The 18774-nt window shown below is 68.8% G+C and carries 16 protein-coding genes and 1 pseudogene; 13 read left to right on the top strand and 4 right to left on the bottom strand.

Annotated elements, in window-relative coordinates; translation table 11 throughout:
- The 3 genes and pseudogenes from KBZ08_RS12150 to KBZ08_RS12160 form a co-directional block, all read left to right on the top strand.
- Nucleotides 1-266, top strand: a pseudogene (locus tag KBZ08_RS12150) (photosystem II D2 protein (photosystem q(a) protein)); the annotation flags it as partial.
- Nucleotides 250-1638, top strand: coding sequence for a photosystem II reaction center protein CP43 (gene psbC, locus KBZ08_RS12155; RefSeq protein WP_015108803.1), 1389 nt, complete (start codon nt 250-252; stop codon nt 1636-1638). The pseudogene KBZ08_RS12150 and the gene psbC, both read left to right, overlap by 17 nt.
- 246 nt (nt 1639-1884) lie before the next feature.
- Entirely contained in the window at nt 1885-2907 is a 1023-nt protein-coding gene (locus KBZ08_RS12160) for a hypothetical protein (protein WP_254973264.1), read from the top strand.
- Here KBZ08_RS12160 and KBZ08_RS12165 read toward each other — a convergent pair.
- A complete protein-coding gene (locus KBZ08_RS12165) occupies nt 2892-3497 on the bottom strand; it encodes a nucleoside triphosphate pyrophosphatase (protein ID WP_254973266.1) in 606 nt (201 codons plus the stop codon). The genes KBZ08_RS12160 and KBZ08_RS12165 overlap by 16 nt on opposite strands.
- Nucleotides 3498-3550: 53 nt before the next feature.
- Between KBZ08_RS12165 and KBZ08_RS12170 the strand changes: the two genes are divergently transcribed.
- The 6 genes from KBZ08_RS12170 (at nt 3551) to glf (ending at nt 9139) form a co-directional block, all read left to right on the top strand.
- The gene (locus KBZ08_RS12170; protein ID WP_106220735.1) at nt 3551-3925 is read left to right on the top strand and encodes an Npun_F0494 family protein; all 375 of its coding nucleotides are present in this window, start codon (nt 3551-3553) and stop codon (nt 3923-3925) included.
- A 32-nt stretch (nt 3926-3957) separates the two neighbouring features.
- Entirely contained in the window at nt 3958-5475 is a 1518-nt protein-coding gene (locus tag KBZ08_RS12175) for a cobyric acid synthase (protein WP_254973452.1), read from the top strand.
- A gap of 71 nt (nt 5476-5546) precedes the next feature.
- Entirely contained in the window at nt 5547-5771 is a 225-nt protein-coding gene (locus KBZ08_RS12180) for a 2Fe-2S iron-sulfur cluster-binding protein (RefSeq protein ID WP_396122420.1), read from the top strand.
- Between the two features lie 5 nt (nt 5772-5776).
- A complete protein-coding gene (locus KBZ08_RS12185; protein WP_254973268.1) occupies nt 5777-6817 on the top strand; it encodes a hypothetical protein in 1041 nt (346 codons plus the stop codon).
- A gap of 309 nt (nt 6818-7126) precedes the next feature.
- Nucleotides 7127-8008 (top strand): hypothetical protein, encoded by an 882-nt coding sequence (locus KBZ08_RS12190; protein WP_254973270.1) that lies wholly within the window; start codon nt 7127-7129, stop codon nt 8006-8008.
- A gap of 3 nt (nt 8009-8011) precedes the next feature.
- The gene (gene glf / locus KBZ08_RS12195) at nt 8012-9139 is read left to right on the top strand and encodes a UDP-galactopyranose mutase (protein WP_254973271.1); all 1128 of its coding nucleotides are present in this window, start codon (nt 8012-8014) and stop codon (nt 9137-9139) included.
- Here glf and mnmA read toward each other — a convergent pair.
- Nucleotides 9124-10251 carry a tRNA 2-thiouridine(34) synthase MnmA gene (gene mnmA / locus KBZ08_RS12200; protein WP_254973456.1) on the bottom strand — a complete coding sequence of 376 codons (1128 nt, stop codon included), beginning with the start codon at nt 10249-10251 and terminating at the stop codon, nt 9124-9126. The two genes, glf and mnmA, sit on opposite strands and share 16 nt — an antisense overlap.
- 133 nt (nt 10252-10384) lie before the next feature.
- Here mnmA and KBZ08_RS12205 point away from each other — a divergent pair, with 133 nt between their 5' ends.
- Both KBZ08_RS12205 and KBZ08_RS12210 read left to right on the top strand, forming a co-directional pair.
- Complete coding sequence (locus tag KBZ08_RS12205; protein WP_254973273.1) at nt 10385-12007, top strand: NAD(P)H-hydrate epimerase; 1623 nt, start codon at nt 10385-10387, stop codon at nt 12005-12007.
- Between the two features lie 222 nt (nt 12008-12229).
- Nucleotides 12230-13162 carry a sigma-70 family RNA polymerase sigma factor gene (locus tag KBZ08_RS12210; RefSeq protein ID WP_106220730.1) on the top strand — a complete coding sequence of 311 codons (933 nt, stop codon included), beginning with the start codon at nt 12230-12232 and terminating at the stop codon, nt 13160-13162.
- Nucleotides 13163-13180: 18 nt separating this feature from the next.
- Here KBZ08_RS12210 and KBZ08_RS12215 read toward each other — a convergent pair whose 3' ends face one another.
- Both KBZ08_RS12215 and pdhA read right to left on the bottom strand, forming a co-directional pair.
- Complete coding sequence (locus tag KBZ08_RS12215; RefSeq protein WP_181280085.1) at nt 13181-13942, bottom strand: hypothetical protein; 762 nt, start codon at nt 13940-13942, stop codon at nt 13181-13183.
- A gap of 148 nt (nt 13943-14090) precedes the next feature.
- On the bottom strand, nt 14091-15200 hold the full coding sequence (pdhA, locus tag KBZ08_RS12220; RefSeq protein WP_106220728.1) for a pyruvate dehydrogenase (acetyl-transferring) E1 component subunit alpha: 1110 nt from the start codon (nt 15198-15200) through the stop codon (nt 14091-14093).
- Between the two features lie 108 nt (nt 15201-15308).
- Between pdhA and KBZ08_RS12225 the strand changes: the two genes are divergently transcribed.
- Together KBZ08_RS12225 and ffh are read left to right on the top strand one after the other, a co-directional pair.
- Nucleotides 15309-17276 (top strand): ARC6/PARC6 family protein, encoded by a 1968-nt coding sequence (locus tag KBZ08_RS12225; RefSeq protein ID WP_254973276.1) that lies wholly within the window; start codon nt 15309-15311, stop codon nt 17274-17276.
- A complete protein-coding gene (gene ffh / locus KBZ08_RS12230; RefSeq protein WP_254973279.1) occupies nt 17276-18760 on the top strand; it encodes a signal recognition particle protein in 1485 nt (494 codons plus the stop codon). The genes KBZ08_RS12225 and ffh overlap by 1 nt, the downstream gene beginning before the upstream one ends.
- The last annotated feature ends 14 nt before the right edge of the window (nt 18761-18774 follow it).

An 18774-nucleotide genomic window follows, 5' to 3' on the forward strand; every position in this document is an offset into this window, starting at 1 on the left:
GCTGGCTGCACTTCTTCATGCTGTTCGTGCCGGTGATGGGTCTGTGGACCAGCAGCATCGGCATCATCGGCCTGGCCCTCAACCTGCGGGCCTACGACTTCGTGAGCCAGGAGATCCGCGCAGCGGAGGATCCTGAATTCGAGACGTTCTACACCAAGAACATCCTGCTCAACGAAGGTCTGCGTGCCTGGATGGCGCCTGCCGACCAGCCGCACGAAAACTTCATCTTCCCTGAAGAGGTTCTGCCCCGTGGAAACGCCCTTTAATTCCGGTCTCATCTCGGTCGGGGGCAAGGACCTCGACTCCACCGGCTATGCCTGGTGGGCGGGCAATGCCCGGCTGATCAATCTCTCCGGCCGTCTTCTGGGCGCCCACGTGGCCCACGCGGGCCTGATGGTCTTCTGGGCCGGCGCCATGATGCTGTTCGAGGTGAGCCACTTCACCTTCGACAAGCCCATGTACGAGCAGGGCCTGATCCTGTTCCCCCACGTCGCCACCCTCGGCTACGGAGTCGGCCCCGGCGGTGAGGTCACCGACCTCTATCCGTTCTTCGTGGTCGGTGTGCTGCACCTGATCAGCTCCGCCGTGCTCGGCCTCGGTGGCCTGTACCACGCCCTGCGTGGTCCGGAGATCCTGGAGAACTACTCCGCGTTCTTCTCCCAGGACTGGCGCGACAAGAACCAGATGACCAACATCATCGGTTACCACCTCATCCTTCTCGGTGTGGGTGCCCTGCTGCTGGTGTTCAAGGCGATGTTCTTCGGCGGCGTCTACGACACCTGGGCTCCCGGTGGCGGTGATGTTCGCCTGATCAGCAACCCCACCCTCAGCCCCGGGGTCATCTTCGGTTACCTCACCCGCGCCCCCTTCGGTGGCGAGGGCTGGATCATCGGTGTCGACTCCATGGAGGACATCATCGGTGGCCACATCTGGATCGGTCTGATCTGCATCTTCGGTGGCATCTGGCACGTCATCACCAAGCCCTTCGGCTGGGTGCGTCGCGCCTTCATCTGGAACGGTGAGGCCTACCTGAGCTACAGCCTGGGCGCCCTGAGCTTCATGAGCTTCATCGCCTCGGCCTACATCTGGTTCAACAACACCGCCTATCCCTCGGAGTTCTACGGCCCCACCAACGCCGAAGCCTCCCAGGCCCAGAGCTTCACCTTCCTGGTGCGTGACCAGCGCATGGGCGCCAACATCGGTTCCGCTATGGGTCCCACCGGCCTCGGCAAATACCTGATGCGCTCCCCCACCGGTGAGATCATCTTCGGTGGTGAAACCATGCGTTTCTGGGACTTCCGCGGTCCCTGGCTGGAGCCCCTGCGCGGCCCCAATGGTCTGAGCCTCGACAAGCTCCAGAACGACATCCAGCCCTGGCAGGTGCGTCGGGCGGCTGAGTACATGACCCACGCCCCCAACGCTTCCCTCAACTCCGTCGGCGGCATCATCACCGAGCCCAACTCGGTGAACTTCGTCAACATCCGCCAGTGGCTGGCCTCCACGCAGTTCGTGTTGGCCTTCTTCTTCCTGGTCGGTCACCTGTGGCATGCGGGCCGGGCCCGCGCCGCCGCCGCCGGTTTCGAGAAGGGCATCGACCGTCAGGCCGAACCCACCCTGGCCATGCCGGACCTCGACTGATGGCACTCCGGGATCCGCACGCCGGATCCTCTCCATCACCCCTTGCCTCCGCCCCCGGGCGGAGGCTTTTTGCTGTGGGGGCGTTCTGGAGCGGGGGTTCTCTGCTGCAGCTGTTTTGCTGCCGTATCTTGAGTTTCGCCGCAGCCGTTGGGAGATCCGATGGGTGATCCTTCCCCCACGGACGCGGCGAGCCTATGGCGGAGGCTGGGCGGCAAGATCCGGCGATCGCCACGCACCCTCCGGGTCGTGCTTGGCCCCCGAATCCGGCGTCGCACCCAGGCCATCGAAGGGCTCCTCAACCGGCGCCGGTTCTCCGCGACCCGTCGCTCCCTGCGCCGCCGGAACCCGGACGGGACCGGCCTGGTGCTCAACACGCGGCTGGTGGAGCCCACCATCCCCTCGATCGCCCACTGGGCCGACTGGAGCCTGACCCGCCATGGCTTCTTCGGCAACCTGCGCGCCCAGCCCCGACTCCTGTTCGTCAAGGCGGTGCCGGAGTGCCTGGAACTGTTTCTGGACCGCTATCTCCCCCGCATCGCGGCCACATCACGCTTTGTTCTGGTCACCGGCGATGCCGACACCACCCTGCCCCGGCAGGTGGATCAGCGCTTCCCCGATTACATCGCCTCCGGGCTGCAGCAACGGCTGCTCGGCCTCCTGGACGACCCCCGACTGGTGCACTGGTACGCGGAGAATCTGGACACCCCGCTACCCGGTGTCACCCCGATTCCGCTGGGCTGCATCAACAGTGATGGCCACGTCATCTACCGCCGGACCCTGGCGCAGGACGCAGCAATCCCCCTCCGGCAGCGACCCCTCAAGGCCTTCTGCGCCCACTACGTCCGTGAGGGTCCGCAATGGGAGAACCGGCGCAGGGTGATGCGGCTGGCGACCGGCGAGTGGCGGGCGTTCGTCGAGGTGCACGAGCAGATTCCCTACGACGATTTCTTCCCGACCCTCAAGCGCTATCCCTTCGTGATCTGCGCCGGCGGCGGCGGCCTCGATCCCTGCCCGAAGGCCTTCACGGCCCTGCTGGCCGGCGCCATTCCGATCATCGAGCGCAATCCCACCACCGTCGCCTTCGGGGATCTGCCGGTGGCCTATGTCGACCAGTGGGACAGCCACAGCCTCTCCCCCGCCCGGCTGGAGGCCTGGCGGGACGCGCTCCATCCCCGGTTCGAGGATCCGGCCCAGCGCCGCGCCGTGCTGGAAAAGATGTCGATGGCCCACTGGCTGCGGCGGATCCGCGCCCATCACCCGGGCGCCTGAACCAGGGCTCCCGGGCCGAGCCAGCGCCGCAGCAGGGGCAGGCTGAGGCCGATCACGTTGCTGAAGCAACCCTCCAGCCGCTCCACCACCAGGCCGCCGCGGCCCTCGAGGGCGAAGCCGCCGGCACAGGCCAGGGGCTCACCGCTGGCCACATAGGCCTGGATGTCCGCCTCGCCGAGGTCGGCGAACTGCACCCGCGTGGTCACCACCGCCTGCAGCGGCTCGTCCGGCGCCCCGGGGGCGGGGGACTTCAGCAGGGCATGGCCGGTGTGCAGGTCCCCCCAGCCACCGGCCATGCGCCGCCAGCGGTCCACCGCCTCGGCGCCGTCGCGGGGCTTGCCCCAGGCCTCCCCCTGCACCACCAGCAGGGAATCACAGCCCAGCACCCCAAAGGGCGGCCAGTCGGTTTCAGAGGCGAGCGTGGCGGCCACGGCCCGGGCCTTGGCCAGCGCCAGCGCCTGCACCAGCCGCCGGGGATCCGGCTGGCGGATCCCGTCCTCATCCACGCCGCTCACCTGGGTCCGATGGGGGATGCCGGCCTGCTCGAGCAGGCGGCGGCGGGCCGGGGAAGCGGAAGCCAGCAGCAGCAAGGGGATCACCGGGGAGGCCTCCAGCCTGCCCGTCGATTGGGGAGAATGGGGCGATGGCACAGGCCGACACCGAGTCCCGTTCGCTGGCGCGGGCCGCCCTCTCCCTCCGCTGCCTGCCCTTCCGCCGCCGCTTCTACGAGACGGTGGGGGAACAGCCCCTGAGCAGCACGGAACTGGCCGCCCGCACCGAAGTCCCTGCCCCTTTCACCTTCCTGCCCCTCAGCAGCGACCGGACCGAGGACCATTTCCTCTGGCTGATCCGGCTGGGGGTGCTGCGGCGGGAAGTCGATGGCCAGGGGCTCACCGAGCGGGTGCGGCTGACGCCGATGGGCCGGCAGCTGCTGCGGCGCTGGCCTGGTGAGATCCCCCGGGCGGGCCGGCGGGAGCGGATCCTGGAGGCGCTGCGCCGCCACCGCCCCCGCCTTTGAACCGCCCCCACCCCGCCTCTCCGCGGCCGCTGATGGTGCTGGGCACCAGCAGCGGCGCCGGCAAATCCCTGATGACCGCCGCCCTCTGCCGGGTGCTGCGGCGCCGGGGGGAGCAGCCCCTGCCCTTCAAGGGGCAGAACATGAGCCTCAACGCCTGGGTCGACCCGCAGGGCGGGGAAATGGCCTACTCCCAGGCGCTGCAGGCCTGGGCCGCGGGCCTGGAGCCGCAGGTAGCGATGAACCCCGTGCTGCTCAAGCCCCGGGGCGACAGCACCAGTGAGGTGATCCACCTGGGTCGCTCGGTGGGCACGGCCCGGGCGGAGCACTACTACCGCGACTGGTTCCGGCCCGGCTGGGCGGCGATCCGGAGGGGCCTGGCGGAACTGCAGGCGGCCCACCCTGGCGGCCGGCTGGTGCTGGAGGGGGCCGGCAGTCCGGTGGAGGTGAATCTGCAGGCCAGGGATCTCACCAACCTGCGGCTGGCCCAGTACCTGCGGGCCCGCTGCCTGCTGGTGGCGGACATCGAGCGGGGCGGTGTCTTCGCCCAGATCGTCGGCACCCTGGCGTTGCTGCGGCCCGTGGAGCGGCCCCTGATCGGCGGGCTGCTGATCAATCGCTTCCGCGGCCGCCGTTCCCTGTTCGATGCCGGCCGCGACTGGCTGGAGCAGCAGACCGGGGTGCCGGTGCTGGGGGTGATGCCCTGGCTCGATGAGCTGTTCCCCCCCGAGGACTCGCTCGACCTGCTCGAGCGGGGCAGCCGCAAGCCCCGCGCCGAGCTCGACCTGGTGGTGGTGCGCCTGCCCTCCCTGAGCAACTTCTCCGACCTCGACCCGCTTGAGGCGGAGCCCAGCGTGCGGCTGCGCTGGCAGCGGCCGGGGGAGCCCCTGGAGCAGCCCGATGCCGTGATCCTGCCGGGCAGCAAGCAGACTCTGCGGGACCTGGCGGCGCTGCGCAGCAGCGGGATGGCGGAGCAGCTGCGGGCCTATGTGGCCCGGGGGGGCCAGGTGTTCGCCCTCTGCGGTGGGCTGCAGATGCTGGGCCAGGAGCTGGACGACCCCGAGGGCCTCGAAGGGGGCCAGCCCGGCGAGCGGGCGAGCGGACTGGGCATGCTGCCGCTGCGCACCGTCTTCCAGGGCGACAAGGCGCTGCGGCAACGGCAGAGCCGGGCCCTCTGGCCCCCCGGCCCGGGCGACCTCCCCCTGTTGGAGGGCTTCGAACTCCACCATGGCCGCAGCGAGCGGACCGACCCGGCGGGCTGTGCGCCCCTGGCGCAGGACGGCGAACTGGGCTGGTGGGCGGAGTCCGGCGGCCAGGGGGGCCTGGTGGTCGGCACCTACCTGCACGGCATCTTCGAGAACGGCCCCTGGCGGCGCCGCTGGCTCAACCAACTGCGGTGGCGGCGCCAGCTGCCGCCTCTGGAGGAGAACCAGCCCCACCACGGCCGCCAGCGGGACGCCCTGCTCGATCGCCTGGCCGACGCCTTCGAGGCCCACATCGACCTGGCGCCCCTGCTGGCCCCGGATCCTCCCCCCCACGGGCGGCGGGCCTGAGCAGCCGGCACCCCCTAGATTTCCGCCAGCCCGACCCTCCCCCCATCGCCATCCCCCGCCCTGCCATCACCATCGCCTGGCCGGACGGACGCACCACGACGGCCATCCCCGGCCAGGACTGGCTGGAGGCCGCCCGCCAGGCGGCGGTGATGATCCCCACCGGCTGCCTGGGGGGCAGCTGCGGCGCCTGCGAAATCGAGGTCAACGGACGGGTGGTGCGGGCCTGTGTGGCCACCGTGCCCTCCAGTCCGAGCGGCCGGCTGACGGTCAACCTGGCCAGCGACCCCCACTGGTAGGTCGTGTGAGTTTCCCCCCTCGGTTCTCCATCCTTTCGATCGATTTCCAGGATCTCGATGTGATCTGGAACGTGCGGCTCTTCTATCGGGCCGTGGGTTTCCGATTCGTCCGCGGCGGGGTCGATCCGGATCTGGACCTGCTGGTCATCCTGCGGGGAGACCCGGGCCTCGCCCACCGGGAGCACCGGGGGATCGTGCATGTGTACGACTACGTCAAGGAGCTCCAGGTGGACTGGCCGGCGCGCTTTCCCCTGGCCCGCGAGATCCGGCTGATCTCCCTGTTCCGACCGGATCCAGTGCCTGAGGGGCTGCGCTGGGTGCCGGGGTACCTGCCGGTGGTCCCCGAGTTCTGGCAGCGGAGCCCCTTCCGCAAATGGGCCGGCCGGCCGCTGCACATCGCCAATTTCAAGCCGATGGGCGACGACCCCTACCAGCAGGATCTGGCCCGGCTGGCGCGCCGGGGGCTGGTGGAGGTGTTCGGCGGCCGCTGGGACAGGCTCGGGCTCGCCACCCACGGCCTCAGCTATCTGGAGGCGAATCGGCGGCTGGCGGGCGCCTGGTGCTGCTACGGCCTGATGTATCCCTACCAGCGGGGCACCACCCTCTCCGGCCGCATGTGGCAGGCACCCCTGCATGGCTGTCTGGTGATCAGCGAACAGGGCACCAACCCCCTGGGAGTGCCCGGGGTTCTCGAAGTGGAACGGTTCACCCCGGAAACGCTGCTGAGCGTGGGCTCGATCCGGGAGTGCTGGCAGATCAGGCAGCAGGCCACCCGCTACTGGCGCGAGGCCACCGAGCGGCTGGCCCAGCAGCTGGACCTGCCGGCCTACCGGGGTCCCACGGCCGCCCAGCTGGCCGACTGCAGGCGGGAGCGGCTGGCCCAGCACCTGCGGCTGGTCTTGGGCCGGCGCCTGGGGCGAGCGGGACGGTGGCTGGCGCCGCCGCCGGTCAGCTGCTGGTGGCGGCGGCGGCAGCGGACGCTGCAGGGACTGGGGCGATGGCTGCAGGGGGGCTCCGGCCGGGCCCGAGGGACCACGAACCGCTGAGAGGCCCCATCAGCCAGCCCGCTGTGGCCTCATCGTCGAATCAAAACCACGGGCCTTCGATGTCAGCGGGAAGGCTCTTCAATGTCAGCGGGCAGGGGCTACGATGCAACGACGCATGACGTTTTTGTAGGAATCTAGATGGCGCTGCCAACAGTCCTGAAGCGTGCCGTTCCCAAGAACGTGCAATCGGCTGTCAAGCGTTTTCTGTGGCCTGAATACTCCCCTGTACCTCCAGGTCAGAAGGTCATTGAATTCTGGGTGGATGTGGTGAGTGGCTGCAATCTCCGCTGCACGGCCTGTCCGGTCGGCATGCCCGAATTCACCAACAGCATCGGCCAGAAGCTGACGGAAATGCCGATCGAGCTGTTCGAGAAGATCTGCCTGAAGGCCAAGGCCGACACGAACGGCAACTGCCGTTTCGGCCTGTACAACTGGACGGAGCCCACGCTCCATTCCAAGCTCCACGAACTGATTGCCTGCGCCGAGAGCCATGGCGTCCCCTGCGGCATCTCCTCCAACCTCAATTACGACTACGACTGGTCCCTGCTCAAGCCGCTGCGCCTCTGGAATTTCACGATCACGGTGTCGGGCTTCACCCAGCGCACCTACCAGATCAACCACAAGGGGGGCCGGATCGAACCGGTGCTCGCGAACTTGATCCGTATCTCTGAAACCCTCGGCGACTGGGAATGCTTCCAGAACATCGACGTGCGCTATCTGGTGCACAAGCAGAACCTGCATGAGGTGCATCTGTTCAAGCACTTCTGCGACAAGCTGGGGATGAAATTCAGCCCCTACCACGCCTATTACATGCCCATCGACAAGATGTTCGACGGGCTGGAAACGATCCCCCCGGAACTCGAATACATCTATTACAGCCCCCAGCTGGTGCAGCAGGCCATCGGCAATCACCGGTCCCAGAACTGCTTCATGCGCGAATCCCAGGTGTGCCTCGACCACGAGGGGAACTTCTCGGTCTGCTGCGTGCAGTCCCCATCCGCCCCTTCAATCGCCAACTACCTGGACACCCCCTACCAGGTGATGCAGGCGAAGCGCTACGGCAGCGAACTCTGCAAGAAGTGCACCAGCAGCGGCATCAACATCTTCGCCACCTATGGCATGCAGGAGCCCCCGGAGATCCAGCAGTCGATCGAAAACCTTCTGCCCGTCGACCTGAAGGATTTTCGCTGATCTGTGACCTCCCAGGAATCAGACTCGCCCACCTACGATTATCTGATCGTCGGCTGCGGCCTGTTCGGCGCCACCTTTGCCCGACTGGCCACCGATGCTGGCAAGCGCTGCCTGATGGTCGACCGCCGCTCCCACATCGGTGGCAATTGCTATACGGAGAAGCTGGAAGGCATCAACGTTCACCGCTACGGTGCCCACATCTTTCACACCAGCAACAAGACCGTCTGGGCTTTCGTCAACAGGTTTGCGGAATTCAATAACTACATCAACTCCCCCAAGGCGATCTCCGGAGACAAGCTATACTCCCTCCCCTTCAACATGAATACCTTCTACGAGCTCTGGCAGACCCGGACGCCCGCAGAAGCCCGGCAGAAGATCGCCTCCCAGCGCTTCAGCGGCGAACCCACCAACCTGGAAGAGCAGGCCCTGTCCCTGGTGGGGAAGGATATCTACGAAACCCTGATCCGCGACTACACCCGCAAACAGTGGGGCAAGCATCCCCGTGAGCTGCCTGCCTTCATCATCAAGCGGCTGCCGTTGCGCTTCACCTACGACAACAACTATTTTTCCGACCGCTACCAGGGGATCCCGATCGGGGGTTACACAGCCCTGTTTGAGGCCATGCTGGAGGGCATTGAGGTCCGCCTCAACGTCGATTACTTCACGCAGCGCACCCCGCTGGAGCGGCTGGCCCACAAGGTGGTCTACACCGGCTGCATCGACCAGTACTTCGACTACGCGCTGGGGCGGCTGGAGTACCGCTCCCTGGAGTTCGACAACGCCGTGGTGGAGACCGACAACGTCCAGGGCAATGCGGTGATCAACTACTGCGACATGCGCGAGCCCTTCACCCGCATCATCGAGCACAAGCACTTCGAAGGCTCCAGCTCCCCCGTCACCGTGATCACCCGGGAGTACCCCCGCCCCTGCAGCGGCGACGCCATTCCCTACTACCCGGTCAACGATCCCCGCAACCAGGAGCTCTATCGCCGCTATCACGACCTCTCCCAGGGAACGGAGAACGTGATCTTCGGCGGCCGTCTCTCCGAATACAAGTACATGGACATGCACGTGGTGATCGAATCGGCGATGAACCGGTTCCGCAGCGAGAGCCGTCAGGCGTCGGCCTGAATCAGCCCGCCTCCGAGAAGCACCTCGCCGCTGTAGACCACCGCCGCCTGCCCCGGAGCCACCGAGAACTGGGGCTCGGCGAAGTCGAGCCGGGCCCGGTGGGGCCGTCCGGCGGCATGGTCGGCGGCCGTCTCGGGCAGGGGCGTCAGCAGGGCCCGCTCCGGCAGGCTCCGGTAGCGCACCTGCACCTCCACCTCGATCGGTGCGCTGGGCGGCGTGATCGACACCCAGTTGATGGCGCCCACCACACAGGCCAGGCGGGTCGCCTCCCGCCGGGGCGCCACAACCACCCGGTTCATGGCCCCATCCAGCCGTACCACATGGAGAGGTTCGCTCCAGGCCACCCCCAGCCCCTTGCGCTGGCCGATGGTGAAGTGTTCGATGCCGTCGTGCTGGCCGAGCACCGTGCCGTCCGCCAGAACGATCTCACCCTGGCGGGGCGCCAGGTAGGCATCCAGGAACGCCCGCATCGACCCATGGTGATCCGCCAGACAGAGATCCTGGCTTTCGGGCTTGGCGGCGGTGCGCAGGCCGAGGCGTGCCGCCTCGGCCCGGGTGGCCTCCTTGGTGAGTTCACCGAGGGGGAAGACCAGCCGGCCCAGCACCGACTGGGGCAGGTCGTAGAGGAAGTAGCTCTGGTCCTTGTGGGCATCGAGGCCCCGCAGCAGCTGATGGCGGCCGTCCCGGGGGTCCCCCTGGCGCAGCCGGGCGTAGTGGCCCGTGGCGAGGCGGCCGATGCCGCGCTCCGCCTCGGCCCACTCCAGCATCGGGCCGAACTTCACCGCCCGGTTGCAGCGGGAGCAGGGCAGGGGGGTGAGGCCCTCGCCATACCCCTCCACCAGAAAATCGACGATCTGCTCCTGGAAGCGGGCCCGGGAATCGACCACGTGGTGGGGAACCCCCAGCTGGTCGCAGATGCCGGCCGCATCCACCAGACCCTCGGCGCAGCAGGCGCCCTTGCCGCTCATCAGCCACAGGGTGAGACCCTCCACCTCCCAGCCGGCCGCCACCAGCAGGGCCGCGGTCAGGGAACTGTCGACGCCGCCGGAGAGGCCCACCGCCACGCGCCGTTCACCGGGCCAGTCGCCAAGCCATCCCAGCACCTCCGCCACCTCGGGGCTGCCGGCGGGGGGGTGGGCGGTGGACTCAGGCGGAACGGAGACCGTGGCGGCGGTGGGGCTCAAGGATCCCGATGGATGGAACGGGCGGACGCCTCCATCATGGGAGAGCACCGCTCGGGCCGCCGTGAACCTCGGGCCGCTGCCCACCGCCTGGCCGCCGGCGGATGCCGACCACGTCCTGGTGAGCGGCGCGGCCATGGCCGCCATCGAGCAGGAGCTGTTCGCCAGCGGACTGCCGGTGGAGGCCCTGATGGAGAAGGCCGCCCTGGCGGTGAGCCGCCGCCTGGCGGAACGGCCGGGCCGGGACCGGCAGGACGGCCTGTTGGTGCTGGTGGGACCGGGCCACAACGGCGGCGATGGGCTGGTGGTGGCCCGGGAATGGCACCTGGCCGGAGGCCGGGTGCGGATCTGGTGCCCCTTCGTGCGCCGCCGGCCCCTCACCGAGGCCCACCTGCGCCATGCCCGCTGGCTCGGCATCCCCCTGCTGGAGGCCCCGCCCGACCCGGAGGATCCGGCCCTCTGGGTGGATGCCCTGTTCGGCATCGGCCAGCAGCGCCCGGCCGGCCCGCTGATCGAAGCCCTGCTGGAGGAGCGGCAGCGAAGGCGGCCCGGCGCCCTGGTGGCGATCGATGTGCCCACCGGCCTGGACGCCGATGACGGTGTCCTGCTCGGTGGCGTGGCCGCCACGGCCGCCACCACCTACACCATCGGCCTGATCAAGCGGGGCCTGGTCCAGGACGCCGCCCTGCGCTGGGTGGGACGGCTGGAGCGCATCGACCTGGGGCTGCCGGCCGCTCTCCTGGTCCAGCCCGGTGGCGAGCCGCTGCTGGGCCTGGGGCCCGCCGACCCGTCCTCAGCCCCCTGGCCCGTGCCGGATCCGGCCGCCGGCAAATACGCCCGCGGCCGCCTGCTGGTCGTCGCCGGCAGCCGCCGCTTCCGGGGGGCCGCCCACCTGGCCCTGGCCGGCGCCACGGCCTCCGGGTGCGGCAGCCTCCGGGCCGCCCTCCCCCAGGAGATCACCCCCCACCTCTGGCAGATCCATCCCCATGTGGTGCTCGAGCCCGGCCTGGGGGCCACCCCGGCCGGGGGGCTGGCCCTGGCGGATCTGGGCGAGGGCTGGCTGGACCGTCTGGATGCCGTGCTGCTGGGGCCCGGTCTGGGGGGGATCGACCCCGCCGGCGGACCGCCAGCGGCGGCGATCGACGCCCAGGAACGGCAGCGCTGGCAGGACCTGGCCGACTTTGAGGGCCTGCTGGTGCTCGATGCCGATGGTCTCAATCGCCTGGCGGCCCTGGGCAGCGACTGGCTCCAGACGCGCCGGGGCCCCACCTGGATCACCCCCCACGCGGAGGAGTTCCGGAGGCTCTTCCCCGACCTGGCGCCGCTGCCCCGTCCGGAGGCGGCGGCGGCGGCGGCCCGCCGCAGCGGCGCCAGCGTGCTGCTCAAGGGGGCCCGCAGCGTCGTGGCGGCCCCCGATGGGCGCGGCTGGCAGCTGCTGGCGGCCTGCCCGGAGGCGGCCAGGGCCGGACTGGGGGATGTGCTCGCCGGCTACGCGGCGGGGCGGGGGGCCCTGGCCCTGGCCGCCATCGGGCAGGGGGGAACGCCAGGGGCCGATGCCGTCTGGCTGGCGGCCGCCGCCCTCGACCATGCCCTGGCCGGTGTCCGGAGCCATCGCCGGCACGGGGCCGGGGGCGTCACGCCCCTGGCGGTGGCCAAGGCCCTGGAGAATCCGGAGCCATTGGAATAGGGCGGAGCCGCCACTTCCCCATCGGGCGACTCTGATGGATTCCTCAGACCGGCAACAGAAGAATTAGCCCTTTGCTCATCCAATCAAAGCCCATTGCTAAAGAAGTCCGATTGTGTGCGGGTTCACATCTCATTCCTTAAAAGTTGTTCCAGACACTTTCTGCCCCTGCCGGTGGGTGGATAATCCGTTCACACTTTCGAAGGCGCCATTACGCCCCCTCCTATGACCGTCTCCGCCATTGCGACGAGAAGGGAGGGCTCCACCCGCAGAGGGAGTGATTCCATCACCTGGTACCTCACCTCCATCGGCAGAGAGCCTCTGTTGACCCCGGCTGAGGAGATCGAGCTCGGCAACCAGGTCCAGGCGATGATGCACCTGGTGGAAGAATCAAAAGCCGGATACTCCATCCAGGAGAACAAGACGATCAAGATCGGCCGTCGCTCCAAGGAGCGCATGATGCGCGCCAATCTTCGGCTCGTGGTGAGCGTGGCCAAGAAGTATCAAGGCAAGGGGCTCGAACTGCTCGATCTGATCCAGGAAGGTTCCCTCGGCCTCGAGCGTGCCGTCGAAAAGTTCGACCCCACCCGGGGCTACAAGTTCTCCACCTATGCCTTCTGGTGGATCCGCCAGAGCATGACCCGGGCCATCGCCTGCCAGTCCCGGGCCATCCGCCTGCCGGTTCACCTCAGTGAACGGCTGACGACCGTGCGCAAGGTGAGCCTGGAGCTGGCCCACAAGCTCGGCGCCATGCCCAGCCGCCGTGAGATCTCCGAGGCCATGGCCATCCCCGTCGAGGAGCTTGATTCCCTGCTGCGCCAGGCCCTCACCATCTCCAGCCTGGATGCTCCCATCCATGCGGAGGACGGCCGCAGCTTCCTGGGGGACCTCATCGCCGATGGTTCCGCCGAGGAGCCGCTGGATCGCATCGAGCGGGGCATGCACCAGGAGCAGCTGGCGGAGCTCATGGGCCACCTCTCCGCCCAGGAGAAGGAGGTGCTGGCCCTCCGCTTCGGCCTCGACGGCATGGAGCGCCACACCCTGGCCGAGATCGGCCGGCAGCTGGACGTCTCGCGGGAGCGGGTGCGGCAGATTGAACTCAAGGCCCTGCGCAAGCTGCGCAGCCTCTCGACCCGGTCGGCCGTTCCCCTGGCCTGATCGGCAGGGGGGGGCTCCTCAGCCCCGGCCCCCTCCGGCCAGAAGCCGTTTCAACCAGCCCTTGGCCTGGAGCCCGGCGATCTTCACTCGGCTCTCCCCCTTGAGGCCGCGATCACGGCGGATCTGGATCGGAGCATCGCCGACCCTCTCCCAGTCCGGCAGCCAGCAATTGTCGGTGCGGGGAAACCAGAACTCGAACACGGATGTTGTCGAGATGGGCAGCAACTTACCCAGGATCGAGTAGATCGACTGATCATGGCGGTGCTCCTGGAACCCCTCCAGGTTGGGGGAACGGGACGGGCGATCATCGATCATCGAGAAGTCCTCGCTGAACACCCTGATCCAGTGCCGCATGAAGTCCATGGCGGCGGGGCACTTGCGCACGAAGAAGGTGGTGGCCCCCAGCTGCTGGCTGCCGGTGATCTCGGGCCGGTCCCGCACCGCCAGGCGGTCGAGCAGATCACCTTTGGTCCACTTGGCCTCCCCCTGATCGGGAAACTGACGGCCCTCGTAGATGAGGGAACCATTGGGGGGCAGACATTCGAAACCCTGCAGCCCCGAAGGGGCTTCCGCCGCCATCGCAAAGAACTCCAGCAGGCGCTGCCGTCCCGCCGGGTTGAGATGACAGCCGGAATCGATCCAGTGCACAAGATCACCGTCCTGCAGACGCTCAAGGGTCTGAAGAACGATCTGGGGTTTCCAGGCGTAGTAGCCGAATCCCCGGTGCTCCGGCGTCAGATAATCCTTGAACTGCTGGCGAAAGGCAGGATCGAGATCCAACTCCGAGGCGCCGACGATGTCTGTATACACGCCCATATCCTTCGCCTGACGACATAATCGCCGGCGGGCCACTTTCATGCGGTGATCCGTGAAAGTGACAAGGACGCGTTTGGTCATCAGACCGCTGCCATTGCTGCCATCGTTGCGTTCAGTCGTCGGCCCAGATGTAGCGGGTGAGTTCGCTGCCATCGGGCTCTGGTGCGGCGAGGGCGAACTCGACGCAATCGGCCACCACGGCGTCGATCTCCCTGTCGATCTCCTTGAGTTCCTCGGCCGTGGCCAGGCCCTGATCGATCAGTCGGGCCGCCAGCTGCTTGATCGGATCACGCTTGGCCCAGAACTCCTTCTCCGCCGCTTCGCGGAGTTCGTCGGGATCCGCCAGGGAATGGCCGCGGAAGCGGTAGGTGAGACATTCCAGCAGGGTGGGACCCTCTCCGGCTCGGGCCCGGGCGATCGCCCGCTGGGCCGCCGCCCGCACGGCCAGCACGTCCATGCCGTCGACCTCCTCGCCGACCATGCCGAAGCCGGCCGCCTTGCGCCAGATCTCCGGCTCGCTGGTGGCCCGGTTGTGGTCCATGCCGATGGCCCAGCGGTTGTTCTCGACCACGAACAGGATCGGCAGTTTCCACAACGCCGCCATGTTGAGGCATTCGTAGAACTGGCCGATGTTGCAGGTGCCGTCCCCGAAGAAGGCGGCCGTGACGGCATCGCTGTCAGCCTGGCCGAGGGCGTCACGCTTGTAGCGGCTGGTGAAGGCCGCCCCCAGGGCCACAGGGATGCCCTCGCCGATGAACGCATAGCCGCCGAGGAGATGGTGCTCCCGGGAGAAGAGGTGCATCGAGCCGCCCCGTCCCTTGCTGCAGCCGGTGGCCTTGCCGAACAGTTCGCTCATCACCTCCCGGGCCGGCACACCACAGCTCAAGGCATGGACGTGGTCGCGGTAGGTGCTGCAGAACCAGTCGTGCTGGAGGCGCATCGCCCGGATCACACCGGTGGAGACGGCTTCCTGACCGTTGTACAGATGCACGAAGCCGAACATCTTGCCGCGGTAGTACATCTCGGCGCACTTGTCCTCGAAGCGGCGCCCCAGCGTCATGTCGCGGTAGAGCATCAGGCCCTCGTCCCGGCTGACACTGGCCCGCTCGGCCGGGTACAGGCCCTCGAGCCGCACCGCATGGCTGCCGGCCTCCTCGGACGACGAGCTGGCGCCCACGGTGCCGGGCTGCGCTGCCCGCGCCGCGGTCAGTTCCTGAGTCATGGCAGGACGGCGTTGCGATTCGTGGCCATGACTGTACGGGGTCCGTTCCCTGATGACAGTCAAAACCACTGCCTCTGACTACAGTCGCGCCCCAGCGGCCTCATCGGATTGGACCTGCCGATCGATCACTTCCGGTTGCTGGGTGTCTCTCCCTCCGCCGATGCCCAGGGGGTCCTGCGCACGCTTCAGTCGCGGCTGGACCGGGTGCCCCACGGGGGGTTCACCCAGGAAACGCTGCAGGCGCGGGCCGACCTGCTCCGCGCCAGTGCCGATCTGCTCTGCGACCACGATCGACGCGCCGCCTACGAAGCGGAACTGACAGGCCTGGCCGACACCGGCGGTTCCCTGCAGCCGGCCCTGGAGATCGCCACCACCCGCCAGGTGGGAGGTCTGCTGCTGCTGATGGAGGGGGGCCAGCCCCTGGAGACGTTTGAGCTGGCCAGCCGCTGCCTGCAGCTGCCCCAGGCGCCCACCCTCGGCAGTGGCCGCGAAACCGATCTGACGCTCCTGGCGGGACTGTCCTGCCTGGAGGCCGCCCGGGAGCTGGAGGAGCAGCGTCGTTTTGAAGCCGCCGCCCGCACCCTGCGGCAGGGGCTGCAGCTCCTGCAGCGTCTCGGCCGGCAGCCCGAGCTCAGGGAAACCATGAACGCCCGGCTGGAGCGGCTCACCCCCTACCGGGTGCTCGATCTGCTCAGCCGGGATCTGGTCGCCGGCGCCGAACGGCGTGAGGGGCTGGCGCTGCTGGAGCAGCTGGTGCAGCGGCGCGGGGGCCTCGAAGGAGACGGGGATCCCCATTTCCCCCGCGAGGACTTCCAGACCTTCTTCCACCAGATCCGCTCCTTCCTCACCGTCCAGGAGCAGGTGGATCTGTTCAGCCGCTGGGCCGCCAGCGGCTCCGAGGCCGCCGACTTCCTGGCCACGATCGCCCTGACCGCCTCCGGCTTCGCCCAGCGCAAGCCCGAACGCATCGCCGACGCCCGGAGCCGCCTGCAACGCAGCGGACGGGAGGGCGTCGAGCCCCTGCTCGCCAACCTGCACCTGCTGCTGGGGGAGGCCGACACGGCGCGGGTCTGCTTCGACAGCGGCGCCAGCCAGGAGCTCAAGGCCTGGGCGGCCGGCAAGAGTGACGATCCCCTCGGCCAGCTCTGCGCCTACTGCAGTGACTGGCTGGTGCGGGACGTGCTGCCCGGCTACCGGGACCTGGAGGCCGAACCGGATCTGGTGGCCTACTTCAGCGATCGCGACGTGGTGGCCTACGTGGAGCGGGAGGACCAGCGCCGGGGCCGCGCCTACCTCTCGGCACCGGCCGCACCGGCCGCGGCGGCCCCTCCCCCGTTCCCAAGCTTCGAGACACCCGGTTTTCCTGCCGCCGAGCCCTTCGCGTCCGGCGCCTCGGTCCTGGAGGGCTTCGCCCCCCTGCCGCCGCCCGGCCCCGGAACGGATCCCGACGACGACGGGGATCTGGATGACGACGTGCCCCTGCGCTGGCCCGTGCCCCCCCGGCCCTGGCTGCTGGCGGGCGGCGCCGCCCTGCTGCTGCTCCTGGCCGGCGCCTGGGTGCTGCGGCAGCGCCAGAGCGCGCCCCCGCCGCCACCACCGGCTCCGCTGCCGGCTCCGCCCGCCAAGCCCTCAGCCGCCCCGGCGCCCTCCCCAGGGCCGGCGATCGGCCAGAGCCTGACGCCCCTCACCAGCCCCCGACCCGATGCGGCCCAGGTCCGGAGGCTTCTGGAGGACTGGCTGACGATCAAGGCTGAGGTGCTGGCCGGTGAGCCCGTGCCCCGGGGCCTGGATCGCATTGCCCGGGAAGCACCGGTGGGCCTGCTCATCAAGGAGCGCCGCAGCGATGCCGCCCGGGGCCAGACCCAGCGGCTGGACGTGCGGATCACCGATCTGACCCTCGCGGAAAGCGGGCCCCGCCGCATCGTCGCCGTCGCCCGGCTGCGCTACAGCGACCGGCGTCTCGATGCGAACGGCAAGGTGGTGGAGACCACCGCGCCGCTGGAGCTGCGCAATGGTTATGTATTCGGGCGCGACGGCGACAGCTGGCGCCTGGTGGCCACCCAATCCCTCAACTGATGTTCGACGAACTCTCCCAGCGCTTTGAAGACGCGGTCAAGGGACTGCGGGGCCAGGCGGCCATCTCGGAGACGAACGTCGATGGCGCTCTCCGCGATGTGAGGCGGGCGCTGCTGGAGGCCGATGTGAGCCTGCCGGTGGTGAAGGAGTTCATCGACGAGGTGCGGCGCAAGGCCGTCGGCGCCGAGGTGGTGCGCGGAGTGAGCCCGGACCAGCAGTTCATCCAGCTGGTGCACGCCCAGCTCGTCGAGACCATGGGCGGCGCCAACGCCCCCCTGGCGCGGGCCGCGGAAGGGCCCACCGTGATCCTGATGGCCGGTCTGCAGGGGGCCGGCAAGACCACCGCCACCGCCAAGCTGGGCCTCCACCTCAAGGAGCAGGGTCGCCGTCCCCTGCTGGTGGCCGCCGACGTCTACCGGCCGGCCGCCATCGACCAGCTCCAGACCCTGGGCCGCCAGATCGGCGTGGAGGTGTTCAGCCTCGGCAGTGACGCCAGCCCCGAGGCGATCGCCGCCGCCGGCGTGGCCAAGGGGCGGGACGAGGGCTTCGACACCGTCCTGGTGGACACCGCCGGCCGCCTCCAGATCGACACCTCGATGATGGAGGAGATGGTCCGCATCCGGGAGGCCTCGGCGCCGGATGAGGTGCTGCTGGTGGTGGATTCGATGATCGGCCAGGAGGCGGCCGACCTCACCAGAGCCTTCCACGAGCAGGTGGGCATCACCGGCGCCGTGCTCACCAAGCTGGACGGCGATTCCCGCGGCGGAGCCGCCCTCTCGATCCGCAAGGTCAGCGGCGCCCCGATCAAGTTCATCGGCACCGGCGAGAAGGTGGAGGCTCTGCAGCCGTTCCACCCCGAACGGATGGCCAGCCGGATCCTGGGCATGGGCGATGTGCTCACCCTGGTGGAGAAGGCCACCAAGGAGGTGGAGCTGGCCGATGTGGAGAAGATGCAGCGCAAGCTGCAGGAAGCCAGCTTCGATTTCTCCGATTTCGTGCAGCAGATGCGCCTGATCAAGCGCATGGGCTCCCTGGGCGGGCTGATGAAGCTGATCCCCGGCATGAACAAGATCGACGACGGCATGCTCCGCCAGGGGGAGAGCCAGCTCAAGCGCATCGAGGCCATGATCGGCTCGATGACCGAGGCCGAACGCCGCCAGCCCGAACTGCTGGCCGCCCAGCCCTCCCGCCGCCGCCGCATCGCCGCCGGCAGTGGCCACACCCCGGCGGACGTGGACAAGGTGCTCCAGGACTTCCAGAAGATGCGCGGCTTCATGCAGCAGATGACCCGCGGCGGGATGCCCGGCATGCCCGGGATGCCGGGCATGGGTGGCTTTCCCGGCATGCCGGGGATGGGCGGCATGCCGGGGATGCCTGGAATGGGGGGCATGCCGGGCATGGGCGGGCCCGGTGCCCGCGGCGGCGGCCAGCCCCGCAAGCCCCCCAAGCCGGCCAAGAAACGCAAGGGATTCGGCCAGCTCTGAGCCGGCCTGTAGGA

This window comes from Cyanobium sp. Candia 9D4, from assembly GCF_024346155.1.
Classification (GTDB): Bacteria; Cyanobacteriota; Cyanobacteriia; order PCC-6307; family Cyanobiaceae; genus Cyanobium; species Cyanobium minutissimum.

Coding starts and splice junctions, on each gene's coding strand:
- KBZ08_RS12175 (WP_254973452.1), top strand. CDS start 3,958: ATGGTGCTGGGCACCAGCAGCGGCGCCGGCAAATCCCTGATGACCGCC.
- KBZ08_RS12170 (WP_106220735.1), top strand. CDS start 3,551: ATGGCACAGGCCGACACCGAGTCCCGTTCGCTGGCGCGGGCCGCCCTC.
- ffh (WP_254973279.1), top strand. CDS start 17,276: ATGTTCGACGAACTCTCCCAGCGCTTTGAAGACGCGGTCAAGGGACTG.
- pdhA (WP_106220728.1), bottom strand. CDS start 15,200: ATGACTCAGGAACTGACCGCGGCGCGGGCAGCGCAGCCCGGCACCGTG.
- KBZ08_RS12210 (WP_106220730.1), top strand. CDS start 12,230: ATGACCGTCTCCGCCATTGCGACGAGAAGGGAGGGCTCCACCCGCAGA.
- KBZ08_RS12190 (WP_254973270.1), top strand. CDS start 7,127: ATGCCCGAATTCACCAACAGCATCGGCCAGAAGCTGACGGAAATGCCG.